General features: G+C 59.6%; 15 protein-coding genes. 5 read left to right on the top strand and 10 right to left on the bottom strand.

Translation table 11 applies throughout. The features are described from left to right. Positions 1–3 precede the first annotated feature (3 nt). On the top strand, positions 4–1,071 hold the full coding sequence (locus IEX36_RS04865; RefSeq protein ID WP_188758156.1) for a CgeB family protein: 1,068 nt from the start codon (positions 4–6) through the stop codon (positions 1,069–1,071). Further along, a complete protein-coding gene (locus IEX36_RS04860; protein WP_188758155.1) occupies positions 1,068–2,318 on the top strand; it encodes an Nramp family divalent metal transporter in 1,251 nt (416 codons plus the stop codon). Before IEX36_RS04865 ends, IEX36_RS04860 begins: the two co-directional genes overlap by 4 nt. A gap of 4 nt (positions 2,319–2,322) precedes the next feature. Here the strand turns inward: IEX36_RS04860 and IEX36_RS04855 are convergent, their stop codons facing one another. From IEX36_RS04855 to IEX36_RS04835, 5 genes are all read right to left on the bottom strand, one after another. Beyond that, on the bottom strand, positions 2,323–2,784 hold the full coding sequence (locus tag IEX36_RS04855; RefSeq protein ID WP_188758154.1) for a (deoxy)nucleoside triphosphate pyrophosphohydrolase: 462 nt from the start codon (positions 2,782–2,784) through the stop codon (positions 2,323–2,325). Positions 2,785–2,823: 39 nt separating this feature from the next. After that, positions 2,824–3,549 carry an HAD family hydrolase gene (locus tag IEX36_RS04850; RefSeq protein ID WP_229668719.1) on the bottom strand — a complete coding sequence of 242 codons (726 nt, stop codon included), beginning with the start codon at positions 3,547–3,549 and terminating at the stop codon, positions 2,824–2,826. A 339-nt stretch (positions 3,550–3,888) separates the two neighbouring features. Continuing rightward, positions 3,889–4,575 carry a LolA family protein gene (locus IEX36_RS04845; protein ID WP_188758152.1) on the bottom strand — a complete coding sequence of 229 codons (687 nt, stop codon included), beginning with the start codon at positions 4,573–4,575 and terminating at the stop codon, positions 3,889–3,891. Next, complete coding sequence (locus IEX36_RS04840; protein WP_188758151.1) at positions 4,575–5,090, bottom strand: prepilin-type N-terminal cleavage/methylation domain-containing protein; 516 nt, start codon at positions 5,088–5,090, stop codon at positions 4,575–4,577. The genes IEX36_RS04845 and IEX36_RS04840 overlap by 1 nt, the downstream gene beginning before the upstream one ends. A 280-nt stretch (positions 5,091–5,370) precedes the next feature. Beyond that, a complete protein-coding gene (locus IEX36_RS04835; protein ID WP_188758150.1) occupies positions 5,371–6,684 on the bottom strand; it encodes a M16 family metallopeptidase in 1,314 nt (437 codons plus the stop codon). Between the two features lie 136 nt (positions 6,685–6,820). On the opposite strand from IEX36_RS04835, the gene rlmN reads away from it, so the two are divergent. Then, positions 6,821–7,993 carry a dual-specificity RNA methyltransferase RlmN gene (gene rlmN, locus IEX36_RS04830; protein ID WP_308422278.1) on the top strand — a complete coding sequence of 391 codons (1,173 nt, stop codon included), beginning with the start codon at positions 6,821–6,823 and terminating at the stop codon, positions 7,991–7,993. A gap of 7 nt (positions 7,994–8,000) precedes the next feature. Here rlmN and IEX36_RS04825 read toward each other — a convergent pair whose 3' ends face one another. The 5 genes from IEX36_RS04825 to IEX36_RS04805 form a co-directional block, all read right to left on the bottom strand. Continuing rightward, complete coding sequence (locus IEX36_RS04825) at positions 8,001–8,540, bottom strand: outer membrane beta-barrel protein (protein ID WP_188758148.1); 540 nt, start codon at positions 8,538–8,540, stop codon at positions 8,001–8,003. A 250-nt stretch (positions 8,541–8,790) separates the two neighbouring features. Continuing rightward, positions 8,791–9,363 (bottom strand): GNAT family N-acetyltransferase, encoded by a 573-nt coding sequence (locus IEX36_RS04820; RefSeq protein ID WP_188758147.1) that lies wholly within the window; start codon positions 9,361–9,363, stop codon positions 8,791–8,793. Positions 9,364–9,746: 383 nt separating this feature from the next. Then, positions 9,747–10,814 (bottom strand): gluconeogenesis factor YvcK family protein, encoded by a 1,068-nt coding sequence (locus IEX36_RS04815; protein ID WP_229668963.1) that lies wholly within the window; start codon positions 10,812–10,814, stop codon positions 9,747–9,749. Between the two features lie 349 nt (positions 10,815–11,163). Then, complete coding sequence (locus tag IEX36_RS04810) at positions 11,164–11,718, bottom strand: tetratricopeptide repeat protein (protein ID WP_188758146.1); 555 nt, start codon at positions 11,716–11,718, stop codon at positions 11,164–11,166. 106 nt (positions 11,719–11,824) lie between these two features. Beyond that, entirely contained in the window at positions 11,825–12,418 is a 594-nt protein-coding gene (locus IEX36_RS04805; RefSeq protein ID WP_188758145.1) for a DUF4254 domain-containing protein, read from the bottom strand. Between the two features lie 119 nt (positions 12,419–12,537). On the opposite strand from IEX36_RS04805, the gene IEX36_RS04800 reads away from it, so the two are divergent. Together IEX36_RS04800 and hldE are read left to right on the top strand one after the other, a co-directional pair. Further along, complete coding sequence (locus tag IEX36_RS04800) at positions 12,538–13,626, top strand: glycosyltransferase family 9 protein (RefSeq protein ID WP_188758144.1); 1,089 nt, start codon at positions 12,538–12,540, stop codon at positions 13,624–13,626. Between the two features lie 39 nt (positions 13,627–13,665). Continuing rightward, positions 13,666–15,141 (top strand): bifunctional D-glycero-beta-D-manno-heptose-7-phosphate kinase/D-glycero-beta-D-manno-heptose 1-phosphate adenylyltransferase HldE, encoded by a 1,476-nt coding sequence (gene hldE, locus IEX36_RS04795; RefSeq protein WP_188758143.1) that lies wholly within the window; start codon positions 13,666–13,668, stop codon positions 15,139–15,141. The last annotated feature ends 2 nt before the right edge of the window (positions 15,142–15,143 follow it).

Genomic DNA, 15,143 nt, shown 5'->3' with positions numbered 1-15,143 from the left:
TTCATGAAGATTTTGTACGCATCTGGCCTCTCGCCCAACGACAGCTCGCTCTATCGCCTTTGGGCGCTTGAGCGGCTGGGCCATGAGGTTATTCCGTTCAACACTTATGATTACGTTCCTGCTAATCCTGTGACTCGTCAGATTGTTCTGCGTTATCACACAGGTTCTTCTGTTGCTCGGATGAATAGAGACTTGCTTGGCATAGCAGAACGCGAAAAGCCAGATGTGCTCTGGGCGGACAAGCTGCTTGCGATGCGTTCGGCGACACTCGACCGGCTGCGCACGATGGGTATTAGCCTGGTCAGCTATATGATTGACAACCCATTTGGCACGCGCCAGGATCCGGGATGGCGTCTCTATATGAAGTGCATCCCGCACTATGACTTGCATGTCGTCCAGCGCGACAAAAACATTCTTGACTACACCTCGCGCGGTGGCCGAGATGTCATCAAGATTCAGACGGCCTATGAGCCTACGCTGCATTATCCACCGCCTGTGGACTGGAGTGATAAAAACCGTGACCGTGAGGTCTCGTTTATTGGGACGCCTTACGATGATCGGGCTACCATCCTCAGCAAGCTTGCACAGCTTAATGAGTTTCAGGTCGTGATCTCTGGCAGTCAACGACAATGGCAGAGGGAACTTGCGCCGAAGAGCTTCAAGCAGATGTATCGTGAGGGCGAACTTTTTCAAGAGAATTATCGTGAAGCAATTTGGCGATCAAAGATTAATCTTAGTTTTCTAACGCACGCCAATCAGGACGAGTTCGTTCATAAGAGCTTTGAGATTGCAGCCTGCGGAAGCTTCCTTTTGGCGGAACGTTCCGAGGGGCATCTGCAGCGCTTCAAGGAAGATGAAGAAGCTGTCTTCTTCTCTAACTTCGACGAACTGGTGCAGAAGATTCGGCGCTATCTGCCGGATGAGGCTGCGCGTCAACGCATTGCTGCGGCTGGCCGCCTGCGAGCCGAGCGTGACGGCTATCACAACGATCGGCAGGTGGGGCTGATTATCGAGCGCATACAGGCTATTCGTGCGCGGTCCAGATCAAACGCAGCGGCGGAGGTCAGATGACCGAAGCGCGCCGCTGGAGGACTCGCATCATTTTATTTCTGGCTGTGCTTGGGCCAGGTTTTATCACTGCCAATGTCGATAACGATGCTGGCGGCATTTTGACCTACTCGCAGGCCGGCGCGCAGTTCGGCTATACGCTGCTGTGGACGATGATCCCTATCACGCTTGCACTGATCGTCGTGCAGGAGATGTGCGCGCGTATGGGAGCAGTCACGGGCAAAGGACTGAGTGACCTGATCCGCGAAGAGTTCGGGCTGCGCCTGACGTTTGTGATGATGGTGCTGCTCGTCATCGTCAACTTCGGCAATGTCATCACTGAGTTCTCCGGTATTGCGGGTTCGATGCAGCTCTTTCACATCACTAAATATGCGAGCGTACCGATCTGCGCGTTTCTTGTGTGGGTGCTCGTCGTCAAAGGCGATTACAAGAGCGTCGAGAAGATATTCCTTGTTGCGAGCTGCTTTTATATTGCTTACATTGCTGCTGGTGTTTTGAGCAGACCTGACTGGCATTTGTCTCTGCTGGAGACGGTCAAGCTGCCTCAGCGTGCAGTCTGGAGCGACAAAACTTATATCTACATGACCGTCGGTGTAATCGGCACGACGATTGCACCGTGGATGCAGTTCTATCTGCAATCGTCCATCGTCGAGAAGGGAATCGGCGTGCGACAGTACAAGGCTTCGCGTCTCGATGTCATTGTCGGCTCGTTCTTCACGGATATTGTTGCGTGGTTCATCATCATCGCGTGCGCAGCTACCCTGTATGTTCACGGCATTCGTAACATCGTCGATCCAGCAGATGCGGCTGGGGCGATGAAGCCGTTGGCTGGCGACTACGCCTTCATCCTCTTCGCTGCAGGATTATTCAATGCGTCGCTTTTTGCTGCGTCGATTCTGCCGCTCTCTACGGCTTATACCGTGTGCGAAGGACTGGGGTTTGAGAGTGGACTGGATAAGAGCTTTCGTGAGGCGAAGTTCTTTTACTGGTTTTACAGTCTGCTGCTTGCTGCCGGCGCTGCTGTTGTGCTGATTCCGAACTTTCCGTTGGTGAAGTTCAGCATTCTGTCGCAGGTGCTGAATGGAGTGTTGCTGCCGATTGTGCTGGTCTTTATGCTTCAGCTCATCAACAAGTATGAATTGATGGGAGAGCATACGAACTCGCGTTTTTTCAATATTGTTGCGTGGCTGACTGCGGCTGTTGTGACTGGGTTGTCGCTGGTGTGGCTGTGGGGGATTGTGCGAGGTTGAGTTTCTACAGCAGCTTGCCTTCGGCCAGGTCGTGGATGAGTCCGAGGTCGGCGGCGAGGAAGTCGTAGTCGGGCAGCGTGGTCATCGGAGCCCAGCGGACGTCGTTGAAGATGCGGTTTTCGATCTCTCCGGTGAACTCGCGGACGGTGAAGAACTGGAGATCGACCGCGCCGCCATTGCGGTACTTGTGGCGGATGCGCGCGACGCGTGGGCCGATGGCGGCGGAGATGCCGAGCTCTTCGTCCAGCTCGCGGGCCAGGGCGGCTTCGGGGCCTTCGCCGGGTTCGATCTTGCCGCCGGGAAACTCCCACTTGAGACACATGGGCTGGTCGGGCTTCCGTTGGCAGATGAGGACTTCGGGGGTATCGCCGGAGCTGCGCAGAATCAGGGCTGCAACCACAAACCGGACCGGCTTATGTGCTCCCGTTTCAGCGTGTTCGCCCAACTTCCTGATCTGCGCTTTCACAGCTAACAGTTTAGACGACCGTTGCCGGTAAATGCTGCGTTACTTCGGTGTGACCGATGCTGGGTAGTAAACGGCCCAGCCTTCGCGGGCGCTCTGTTCGAGCAGGGCTGCGGTGGGATTGACGGGGAAGGCGCGGCGGGAGATGGCGAGCATCGCGGCGTCGTGGATGGAGTTGCCGAAGACGGCGTCTGGGGTGATGATGCCCATGCGAGCGAGCGAGACGACCTTGCCCTCGTCGGTGGGGACGTCGAGGACGGTCTCGGTGACGATGCCGTCGCGGACCTCGACGCGGGCGGCGAGAACGCGATTGGGCGGTATGCCGAAGCGGGTGACGCCTTCTTCGATGACCCAGTCGTTGGTGGAGCTGACGGCCCAGATGTCGACGCCTTTGGCGCGGAGCTCGTTGACGAGAGCGAGCATCTCGGGGAAGATGTTCCGCTCGATGCGCTCGGCGAAGAAGTCGCGGGCGGCGTGGCGCATCTCGGACTCGCGGAGGCCCTGGTACATCTGGACCATCTCGCCGCAGATGGCGAGCTCGTTGACCTCGCCGTGCTGGTAGCCGAGGTAGCGGCGGTTGATCCAGTCGACCATGTCGCGGGAGACGAGGCCGCGCTCGAGGGTCCAGTTCATGAAGGACGAGCCGGCGTCGCCGGACCAGAGGGTGCCGTCGCAGTCGAAGACGGCCACGGCGGGGTTGAGGTCGCGGACGGCCTGGTGGAATTGCTCGGTCGCGAGGGGGGTACCCCCCTCCCCGTACTTAGGCACTAAAGTATTCATTTTGCTTGGGTTAAGTACGGGATTTGCGGACTGGTCTGGCATTCTGGCTATTTTGCCTCTGATTTAAGTCTAGCAGATTCGAATGGGAAAACCGCCAATGGTAAGTGGTTTGGTTTGTGCTGGTTGGGTGGTGTTGGGGCTTGACAAGACGAGTGGGTGCGAGAGGTTGTGGCCGAAAGGGTTCGAAGGTATGGGTGAGTTGTGCGGCATCGGGGTCCTTCGACTCCGCTCCCTGCGGTCGCTTCGCTCAGGATGACGGCTCTTTCCTCACAATGACAATCCTGGCTCAGGATGACGGCTCTTTTTGCGGAGCGTTGCGTTTTTGCGCTAGATGGGTGGGAGGCCGTTGACGATGGTGACGCCTGCGGGGGCGTGGAAGATGAAGTCGGAGGATTTGACGGGGACGTTCTCTTCGGATTTTGAGAAGGTGAACTCGGTGATTGCGCCGCCGACTTCTTCGAGGCGCATCTTTTCGATTGCACCTGAACTGGTGACCCAGAGGGTGAGGAGCTTCACGCGCTGCTCCATGCCTTTGGGGATGCCGGTGATGCGGAAGTTCGCTCCGTCGGGGGCGACGGCGAGGTTGTCGAGTTCTTTCTGCAACTGGGTATGGCCGAGCAGAAAACGGAGTGGGGAGCGGAGGTCGTCGAGTTGTTTGGCAGGGACTCGTTGCGCCTGCGCGTCGCCGGGCGTGTAGAACCACGCGTACTTGCCGTCGAGGACGAAGACTTTGCCGATGGGGTCGTCGTAGCTCCAGCGCATTTTGCCGGGCTTCTGGAGGACGAGGACGCCGGATTCGGTCTTGTTCATGCCCATGCCGCTGTATTGCTCGGTGAAGTAGGTGCGGAGCGAGGCGAGATGGTTGTAGTGGTCGTCGACTTTGTGGATGAGGGCGGTGTTGGTTTGGGCGGCCAGTGGCGCGGCGAGGAGGGTGAGGGCGACAACCCACCTTAGCGACGATAAAACTGTCGCGAAGGTGGGGCACCCGATTTTTCTGGGTTGCTCGTGCTGCATTACTGGATGAGTTGGGTGCAGTTGGTGCCGCCCTGCGGGTCGTAGTGGATGGCGTTGTTCTCGTCGGAGCAGAAGCCGCGGTCGCCTGTCTTGCCTACTTTATTGGGCACCGCCGTGATCTCGTAGGAGGTGTACTGGTCCTGATTGTTGATGGTGACCTTGGAGCAGTTGGTGATGGCGAAGGTGTAGCCGGCCTTTTCACCGGAGGCGAGGTCGGGGGCGATGAGCTGGGCGGAATCGGCTGTGGGGGCGCCGGATTTGGGGTCGCCGCCGAGCTGGGCCAGAGAGCAGGCAAAGCCGCGCGTGGGGTAGGTGGAGTTGTATTGCAGCTCGGCTTCGGTGATGGCGCGAATGGATGTCATTGCGGAGGTCTCGTGCGCCTGCTTGGTGAGCTTGAGCAACTGGGGGATGGCCAGTGTCATCAGGATCAGCATCACGCTCATGACGATGAGCAGCTCGATCAGGGTGAAGCCTTCTTCTGTGTTGTGTTCCTTCTGGCTGGCTTGGAGATTCATTTGGGTCGTTGTCCTTGGGTGTGGTTCAAGAGAACTGTATCAGGTGTGGGAGTTTTCTTGATAGTGAGGAGTTTGGCGCGGGCTTTGGCCCTTATTTCTGTCACATCTTTGAGACGTGTTTTGCTGTTGGAAGGTAATGGGAGCTGATCTGAAGGGATGAGTTTTGTGGCCGAAAGGGTTGGGAGGCATGGGTGCGTGAGGAGTTCTCGGGGTCCTTCGACTTCGGTGGCAAAAAGCGCCACCTTCGCTCAGGATGACGGGGCACATTTTCGACTGTTCTTCAGCAGGCGAGGTCGGCGCGGTCTAGCTTCATGGCGCCGAGATTGCCGAGCAGTGTGAGGGCGATGGCTTCGGGCTGGAAGAGCTGCTTCGCCATGTTCTGGATGTCGTCGGGGGTGACGGCGTCGATCTCGCGCATCATCTCGTCGACTCCGAAGAAGCGACCGAAGTACATCTGCTGGCGGGCGAGGTTGGCCATGCGGCTGCCCGAGCTTTCGAGGCCGATGACCATGTTGCTCTTGAGCTGGTCCTTGGCGCGCTTCAGCTCGGCTTCGTTGGCTGTCTCCTCTTTGAGGCGGCGGAGTTCGCGGAGGGTGAGGTCGAGGACCTTGCGGGTCTTGTCGACGGCCGTGCCAGCGTAGATGCAGAGGGAGCCGGTGTCGCGGAAGGGGTTCATCTCGGAGTAGATGGAGTAGGCGAGGCCCTGGTCTTCGCGGATGGTCTGGAAGAGGCGCGAGCTCATGCCGCCGCCGAGGATGGTGTTGAGCAGGAAGACGACGTAGCGGTTGGCGTCGTTGACCGGTGGGGCGGGGACGCCGAGGCAGAGCTGCACCTGCTCGAGCGCCTTCTTGCGCTTGAGGGTGATGTGGGGCGTGGCGTGCGGCGTGGTGAGACGCGCTGCGCTGCCGCTGGCTGAGGCGAGGGCGTTGAATTTTTGCTCGACGGAGGCGACGAAGGCGTCGTGCTCGAGGTTGCCGGCGGCGGAGAAGACGATGTTCTGCGCGTTGAACTGGCCGGCGTAGTAGTCGAAGAGGGTTTGCTGGTTGAAGCTGGAGACGGTTTTGACGGTGCCGAGGATGGGGCGGCCGAGCGGGTCGCCCTTCCAGAAGTTCTGGGTCCAGACTTCGTGGACGAGGTAGTCGGGGTTGTCCTCGTCCATCTTGATCTCTTCGAGGATGACGCCTTGTTCGCGCGCCATCTCTTCGGGGGTGAAGGTGGGGTTGAGGACGAGGTCGGCGAGGACGTCGAGGGCAGGGGCGACGTTTTCGTCGAGGACCTTGATGTTGAAACAGATGGTCTCTTTGCCGGTGAAGGCGTCGAGATTGCCGCCGATGGTGTCGACCTCGCGGGCGATTTGTTGGGCGGAGCGGGTGGTGGTGCCTTTGAAGACCATGTGCTCGACGAAGTGGGAGATGCCGTTGACCTCGGGGTTCTCGTCGCGTGAGCCGGAGCCGACCCATGCGCCCATGGAGACGCTGCGCAGATGAGGCATGCTCTCGGTGAGGACGGTGAGTCCGTTCGAGAGGATGGTCTTGCGGATGTTGCGCGCGGCGTTCTTCTGGGTTGAGACTTCTTCGATCAGGGTTTGGGACATGGCTCTATTCTTTCACAGGAGGCGGTGCGAAACTGGCTTACCGGGTTGGATGAGGGTAAACTGTAGAGGGTCGAGATGATGTTTGCGATGATTTATTATGTCTAATTATATCAATTATTTAAATAAAAATATTCAAGTGGCGAGGCCACTTTTTGGCTTGCCGCTGGATGAGCTGGCTGGGGTGGTGAAAGGGCTGGGGCAGCCTGGGTATCGTGGTGGCCAGTTGGCGGAAGCTATTTATCGTCAGCGTGTTACGGATTTAAGTGAAATAACTACTTTGTCTGAAGGGTTGCGCGAGGCTTTGGCTGCGGAGGGGTACGGGGTTGGGCTGCCAGAGATCGTGCAGGCGGCTGTGTCGGTGGATGGGACGGAGCGCTACCTGATGCGGATGGCCGATGGCGAGACGGTCGAGACGGTTTGGATGCCGGATGGCGATGGGGGCGAGCGTGGGGATGGTTCAGCGGCTGCCGAGGATGAAGAGACAGAAGACGCGCTTGCTGCTCGGGGAGATGCTGAGGCGGCGCTGAAGTATCGGCGGGCGACGATCTGTGTGTCGAGTCAGGTGGGGTGCGCGGTGAACTGCCAGTTCTGCCTGACGGCGAAGCTGGGGATTCGGCGGAACCTGACGGCGGGTGAGATTGCGGGGCAGGTGGCGGCGGTGCTGAATCGGCACAAGGTGGAGCTGGGGAGTAGTCGCGGGAACCCGACACCGGCGAGGATCAACCTGGTGTTTATGGGGATGGGTGAGCCGTTTTTGAACTACGAGAACTTCATGGCGGCGGTGCGGCTGCTGGTTTATATGCGGATTCCTGAGGCGCGGATGACGGTAAGCACGTCGGGGATTCTGCCGGGGATTCTGGCGTTTGCGAAGGAGACGAGCAGGCCGAAGCTGGCGGTGAGTTTGAATGCTCCAAACGATGCGGTGCGTGAGGCGATTATGCCGATTACGCGGAAATGGAACATTGCGGCGCTGCTGGAGGCGCTGGGGACGATTCCGCTGAGCCGGCGCGAGTGGATTACGTTTGAGTATGTGATGCTGGGCGGGATCAACGACTCGCTGGCGGATGCGGATGAGCTGATTGCGCTGGTGCGGGGAATCAAGTGCAAGATCAATCTGATTGTGTGGAACGCGGGGCCGAATATGCCTTATCACGAGCCTCCCAGGGATGGGGTGCTGGCGTTTCAGAACAGGGTGATTGATGCGGGGATTCCGGCGTATATCCGGCGGCCGCGGGGGCGGGATATTTATGCGGCTTGCGGGCAGCTTAAGCGGACGGTGGAAGACGGCCTGGTAGCTATAGGCGGGTGAACAGGACTCAAGGGAGCCGAATGACGATGCCGCTGCCGATGGTCACGAGAGAAGTCGCAGGCGCAACCGGCCCGCCGTTGATTCCAGTCATTCTGGCGTAGCCCACTTCAATCAGACGAAAATCGACATGCGGGAGCACGGTAATGTCCGCGCCACCAAAGACCCCATATTGAAACTTCGTCGTGTAGTGCGTCTGAATCGAGCCGGAAGAATCCGGCCTGACCGCACCGCCACCGACGGAGAACTGCGCATACGGCTTGATCGGAAGAACAGGCGGATTGATTGCGACGCGCACACCGACCAGCCCGCTCCGGTACTTCAGGTGGTTCCCGAATAGGAAGTTACCGCGCGCATCAAGACCTGCGGCAATAGGCCCGGCGTGGATGAAGTTGTAATACGCCCCAAAGTTGGGCCCGTAGAGCCATGTCAGGCTCTGATTGTTGGTGAGATGAGTTGCGTCGAAGTTGCCGTAAATTCCGAGTTGTGCTGGAGACGATGCTGTGGCCAAAGCAAAGAAGGCAAGCAGAACGAGGAAGCGCAGTCTCATGTAATTCTTTCCTGATGAATAGGTTGCGGCGATGGTATCAACGATGCCTCGACGAAGGCAACCAAAAAGCCGCGTGGGAGGGACATCTATGCGGCTTGTGGGCAGCTTAAGCGGACGGTGGACGACGTGTCTTTGGTGGAGTTGGGGTGAGCCATTTCTATGGGTGACGAGAAAAGCAGGTCCTCCCGCCTGCGGCGGAAGGATGACAATTGCATGAGGGTACGGTTTGTTTGATATCGCTTTGTCCTGCTCAGGCGAGGCGTTCGAGCAGTCGGGATTTCACCTGGGGCCAGTCTTCTTTGATGATGGAGAACCAGACGCTGTGGCGGAGGGAGCCGTCGGGCATGATGTAGTGGTTGCGGAAGGTGCCTTCGTAGGTTGCGCCGATTTTTTTCATCGCCGTCTGCGATTGAAGGTTTTCGTGGTGGGTCTTGAGGGCGACGCGGTTGAGGTTGAGCTGCTCGAATGCGTAGGTTAGCTGGAGGAGCTTGGCTTCGGGGTTGATGCCTGCGCCGTGGAACTCGGGTGCGAGCCAGGTGTTTCCCAGCTCGGTGGTGCGGTGCTCGTGGTCGAAGTCGAGGAAGCGCGTGCTGCCGATGACGCGGTTGGTGGATTTGAGCACTGTGACCCAGGGCTGATCGGTTCCGGCTGCTTCTTTCTGGAGTGAGGCTTCGACCCAGGCGCGGAGGTCGGCTGGGGTTTTGACGGGGTGCGTCATGTAGCGCCAAATGCGATCGTCGAAGGCGATCTTTTCGAGGGCGGGGATGTGCGCAAGCGTCATTGGTTCGAGACGAACTTTGCGGCCTTCGAGCGTCGGGGGCATGGGTGCTCCTTTTTAATGATGCTTTGTTGATTTTGCTGTAAGGATAACGCCTGAGGTGTGGGTTTCTTTCAATCTTCAAGGCACCTGCCGGGGAGCAGGTTTCTTCGTCATGCGTGCCGCGGGCGGTAGAGCCGCAATTGAGGATGGGATCTGTGGCGGAAAAGGATCGAGGGCATGGGTGCCTCAGATTGCTTCGGGGTCCTTCGACTCCGCTCCCTGCGGTCGCTTCGCTCAGGATGACAGGCAAAAGCGACTGCAACAGCAACTGCAACTGCGGGGGTTCTACCCCTTCGCATTGCTCAGGGTCAGAATGACAAGCAAAGACAACTGCAAAAGCAGATTCCTCCGCTACGCTACGGAATGGAAATGCCAAAATGCGAATGCTAGTGTGTGAGGGTGGGGGCTGGTTTTGCGAAGCCGATTTCGAGGAGCTTTTCGGCGAGGCGATCGTAGTCGTGGCGGAGGACTTCGTTTTCGTGGATGAAGTTTCCGGTGATGGGCTCGACGCCGAGGGCGCGGATGCGGTCGAGGTCGGGCTCGATGGGGCTCTGGCCTTCGCGGGCGTACTGGTCGAGGCGCGCGGCGGAGATGGGCGCGGTGTTGATGAGGGCGTAGTCGAAGACGGAGGAGGCGATCTCGCCGCAGTGCTGGAGGATTTTTTCGATGTGCTGCGATGCGGAGAGGCCGAGGGACTCGTTGGCCTGGGTCATGAGGTTGCAGACGTAGACCTTGGTGGCCTTCGATGCGGCGAGGGCTTCGGGGACGCCGCGCACGAGCAGGTTGGTGATGAGCGAGGTGTAGAGCGAGCCGGGGCCGAGGGTGATGAGGTCGGCGTTGGCGATGGCTTCGAGCATCTCGGGCAGTGGCTTGGCGTCGGCGGGTTCGAGGACGAGCTCCATGATGCTTTGCTTGCTATGGGTGATGTTGGTTTCGCCGCGCACGGTGGTGCCGTCGTGCATCATGGCGGCGAGGGTGACGTCGGTGTTGGTCACGGGGAAGATGTTGCCGCGGGCGGCGAGGATCTGCGAGGACATCTGGACGGCCTGGGCGAAGTCTCCGGTGATGTGGGAGAGTGCGGCGACGAAGAGGTTGCCGAAGCTGTGGCCTTCGAGGTCTCCGTGCTCGAATCGGTACTGGAAGAGCTTCGAGAGGAGATGCTCGTCTTCGGAGAGCGCGACCATGCAGTTGCGGATGTCTCCGGGTGGGAGCATTTTGAAGTCTTCGCGGAGCCGGCCGGAGGAGCCGCCGTCGTCGGTGACGGTGACGACCGCGGAGAGCTCGCGGATGAGGCAGGGGCGGTTGGGGCATGGTGCGGACGGGGCTTTTTCGGGCTTTGTGTCCTGCGGGAGGCGGATGCCTCGGCGGCGGTCGGGCGTGGCGACGTATTGTTTGAGGCCGCGGAGAAGGGTCGAGAGACCGGTGCCTCCGCCGATGGCGACTACGCGCAGCATTTTTTCACTGGACCCGGGGAGGTTGGACGGCGCCACGTGCGCTCCTTTTTTGACTCTCACCATGGTAGACGATGGGATGGGCAGGAAGGGCAGTGGTGAGGCTGGTTCTGGGGGCCTTTGGTGAAATGCCTGAAGCGTTTCGGCAGGGCTGGCAAAAATGCGGGGGTTCTTCGCTCCGCTCAGAATGACAAGCAAATGCAAGTGCAAAAGCAGGTCCTCCCGTTTCGCGGAAGGATGACAACTGGGTGGCGGGGGATGACAAGAAAGACAACAGCAACGACAACTGCAACTGCAACAGCAGGTCCTCCCGCTGCGCGGAAGGATGACAACTTATTTGGACCTGGTCTGGCTAGGCTTCCGGGTAGAGGAGTTCGGTGAAGCGGGGGTCGTCGGCCATGTCCTGGAAGTCGGAGTCGGCGCGGGCCTGGATGCGGTTGCGCGGGTTCTGACGGATGGCTTCGGTGAGATGCTCGAGGCAGGTGTGCGAGTCGCCGGTCATGCTGGCGAGCACGGCGAGGCCGTAGAAGGCGTAGTCGGCCTTGTCGTTTTCCTTGAGGATGGCCTGGAACTGCTCGCGCGCGTCTTCGTAGTGGCCGTCGTTGAGTAGGGAGACGGCATAGTCGTAGTGCTCCTCGTGATTGGCGAAGGCGGCTTTACCCTTTTTCGTCTGTTGGAGGCAGGCGCTGACGTACATACGGATGCGGTCGGCTAGATCGCCGGGGCCAGCGGCCAGCATCTTCTCGAACGCGGTGTGAGCCTTGTCGAACTTGCCCTCCTGCATGAGGCGGATGGCGGCTTCGTAGCTCTGGAGCATCTGAGTGCGGGCTGCATCGTTTGCAGGTGCGCCAGCGAGGGTTCGGGGAGATTTTTTGGCGGCAGAGTGTTCGTTCTTAGAGTTGGCCATGGTCTTTCCTGTTGCGAGGAGCTTTCCTGAGCTTGCCATTTTAATGTGGGCAGTTGCGTCGTGTTAAGTCTCGTCTCGGTTTTATACGCAGAGAGACGCCTTCCGGTCAACTCCGAGCAGTGCCGTACATAGCTGGATTGAGTTCGGGATCGTTGTACATCTTCATCTGGCGGTAGAGTTTGAAGCGTCTTGTGCCGTTGAGGACTTCGGCCCAGAGGGTGTCGAGACAGGCGGCGAGATCGGCGCGCTGCTCTTCGAGAAGGGCGAGGCGGTTGCGGTTGCGCTGGTGGTGTTTTTCGGTGGCAGAGTCGCGGTGGCTTTCTTCGCGGGTGTGGTAGATCTTGAGCGCGAGGATGGAGAGGCGGTCGATCATGAGGCCGGGTGTCTCGGAGTGGAGTGGCGCGGATTCGTTCTGGTCGAGGTGGTCGAGGAGCCAGAGGTCGATCTTCTCCATGAGGTCGTTGCGGCGCTGGTTGAGGGCGTCGATGGCGTGCTTGATGCGGGTGATCTCGGAGTCGGAGGCGCCGGGACAGCGGGCCTTGTCTTCCTCGTGCCAGAGATCGAAGTTGGCGCGGTGCTGGGCGATGGCAATGGCCATGAGGCCGTCGGCGGGGGCTTCGATTGCCAGTTCGCCTTCGGTGTTGTGCAGGGCCTCGGTTACTTCGTCCTGCATGCGGGTGATGAGGATTGCGTCGAGCATAAGCGGGCTATTCTTCTCGGAATCTGCCCCAGAGAGAACTCTATCAGGTTCCTCGGTAGTTCGGAGTTGATGAGTCTTTGAGTTGCTGGAACTGCCAGGAGCAAGCAGACTAATTAACGATGGATGCGGCGAAGCGGGTACTGATCTATCGGCTGGGAAGTCTGGGCGACACGGTGGTGGCTCTGCCAGCGATGCATCTGGTGGCACGGGCATTTCCGGAGGCCGAGCGCAGGATGCTGACGAACTTTCCGGTGAATGTGAAGGCGCCGCCGGCGGCGGATATTCTGGCGAGCTCTGGCCTGGTGCAGGGGTACTTTCGCTATGTGGTGGGGACGCGGAGTCCGGTGGAACTGGCGGCGTTGTGGTGGAGGATTTGGCGGTGGCGTCCGGAGGTAGTGGTGTATCTGGGCGCGGCGCGGGGTGTGGAGTCGGCCAGGCGCGATGCGCGGTTCTTTCGGCTTTGCGGTGTGCGGCGGCTGGTTGGCGTGCCGGTCACGGAAGACATGCAGCAGAATCGGACGGAGCGGGATGGGACGCTTGAGCCTGAGGCTTCGCGACTGGCGCGGAATCTGGCGGAGTTGGGGAGCGTGGACCTGGAGGATGCTGCGAGCTGGGACCTGCGGCTGACTGAAGAAGAGCATGCGCGCGCGGGTGCTGCGCTAGTTCCGACGGGTGGAAGGCCGTTTGTTGCAGTGAGTGTGGGGACCAAGGTGCAGGCGAAGGATTGGGGCCGCGAAAACTGGCGCGCGCTGCTGGGGGAGATTGCGCGGCTTTGTCCGGGATATGCGCTGACGCTGAGTGGGTCGCCGGAGGAGAGCGAGGCGAGTGAGTTTGCCGCGGAAGGATGGCGCGGCGCAGGTGGCGGGCCGGTGGTGAATCTGTGTGGCGCGCTGACGCCCAGGGAGAGCGCGGCGGTGTTCGCGCGGGCACGGATATTTGTGGGGCATGATAGCGGGCCGATGCATCTTGCAGCGACGGTGGGGACTCCGTGTGTGGCGATCTTTGCGGCGAGGAATAAGCCGCGGGTGTGGTTTCCGTATGGCGGGCGGCATCGCGTGGTGTATCACAAGGTGGATTGCTGGGGCTGCGGGCTGGAGACGTGCGTTGTGGAGAAGAAGAAGTGCATTACTTCGATTACGGTGGATGAGGTGCTGGCGCAGGTCGCAGAGGTGCTCAGTGCGGTTCCTGTTCATGGCGCTGAACGGTGAGGGTGCGATGATACTTCTTGAGGAGTTGACGAGACGACGATGCTGCCGGAACTGCATGCGATATTGAACCTGCTTGAGGGCGGGTTTGGACAACTGAAGGTGCTGGTGGTGGGCGATATTATGCTCGACCGCTATATTCATGGCGATGTTGATCGGATTTCGCCTGAGGCGCCGGTGCCGGTGATTCGTCATGCGCAGCGGTATGAGCGGGCGGGTGGCGCGGCTAATGTTGCAATGAACCTGGCGGGGTTGGGGTGCCAGACTTTTCTGGCGGGGTTCTGGGGCAACGACGCGGAGCAAGCGGAGTTGGCTGGGATTCTGCAGCGGGTTGGTGTCGATACGACGGGTGTAGTTTCGAGCTCGCTGCCTACGATTTCGAAGACGAGGATTGTGGGGCGGAATCAGCAGTTGCTGCGGCTGGATATTGAGAGCCGCGATGTGCCGCCTACGGTTGAGATGAAGCGGCTGGTGGATCGGGCGGCTGCGTTGGCGACTAAAGTTCATGCGGTGGTGCTTTCGGACTACGCGAAGGGTGCGCTTTCGAATGAGCTTTGCGGCGCGGTGATTCATGTGGCGAGGACGGCTGGGGTTCCGGTGCTGGCTGATCCGAAGACGCCGGACTTCAGCAAGTACTCGGGGGCGACTACGGTTTGTCCGAACCTTGGAGAGCTGGCGCTGGCAACGCGTGTGGCTGCGCACCAGACGGAGGCGCTGCTGGAGGCAGGACAGGCGCTTGTTGGCGAGCATGACTTCGAGTTTCTGACGGTGACGATGAGTGAGAAGGGAATTACGCTGCTCAGAAGTGACAGCAGATATCACTCGCCGGCGCGGGCGCGAGAGGTCTTTGATGTTTCGGGTGCGGGCGATACGGTGATTGCTACGCTGGCGGCTTGTCTGGCGGGCGGGTTGAAGCCGGAGACGGGTGTGGAAGTAGCGAACTTAGCCGCTGGAATCGTAGTAGGCAAGGTGGGGACGGTGCCGATTGCGCGGCATGAGCTGGTGGCTGCGCTGACACCGAGCACGGCTACGACATCTGGTGAGAAGGTGCTTGATCTGGAGCGACTGAAGCGACGTGTGGCGGAGTGGAGAGCTTCGGGCGAGACGATTGTGTTTACAAATGGCTGCTTCGACCTTCTACACGTGGGGCACATTACGCTGCTGGAGGAGTGCAGGAGGTTTGGCTCGAAGCTGGTGTTGGGGCTGAATGCGGATGATTCGATCTGCCGCTTGAAGGGACCGTCGCGTCCGATTGTGGGCGAGCGGGAACGTGCGCGGGTGATGGCTGCGCTGGCGGCTGTGGATGCGGTGACGTTATTTGAAGAAGACACTCCGCTGGAGTTGATTCGTGCTGTTCGACCGAATGTGCTGGTGAAGGGCGGCGACTACACTGTGGAGACAGTTGTGGGACATGAAGACGTGATTGCCGCGGGTGGGCGCGTTGAGATTGTTCCGACGGTGGAAGGGTTTTCGACCACCAATATTGTGAAGAAACTGGCGAACAACGAAGGGAAATAGAT

Origin of the sequence: Edaphobacter acidisoli (assembly GCF_014642855.1) — a bacterium.
Classification (GTDB): Bacteria; Acidobacteriota; Terriglobia; order Terriglobales; family Acidobacteriaceae; genus Edaphobacter; species Edaphobacter acidisoli.
This window is presented reverse-complemented; position numbering and strand designations above follow the sequence as displayed.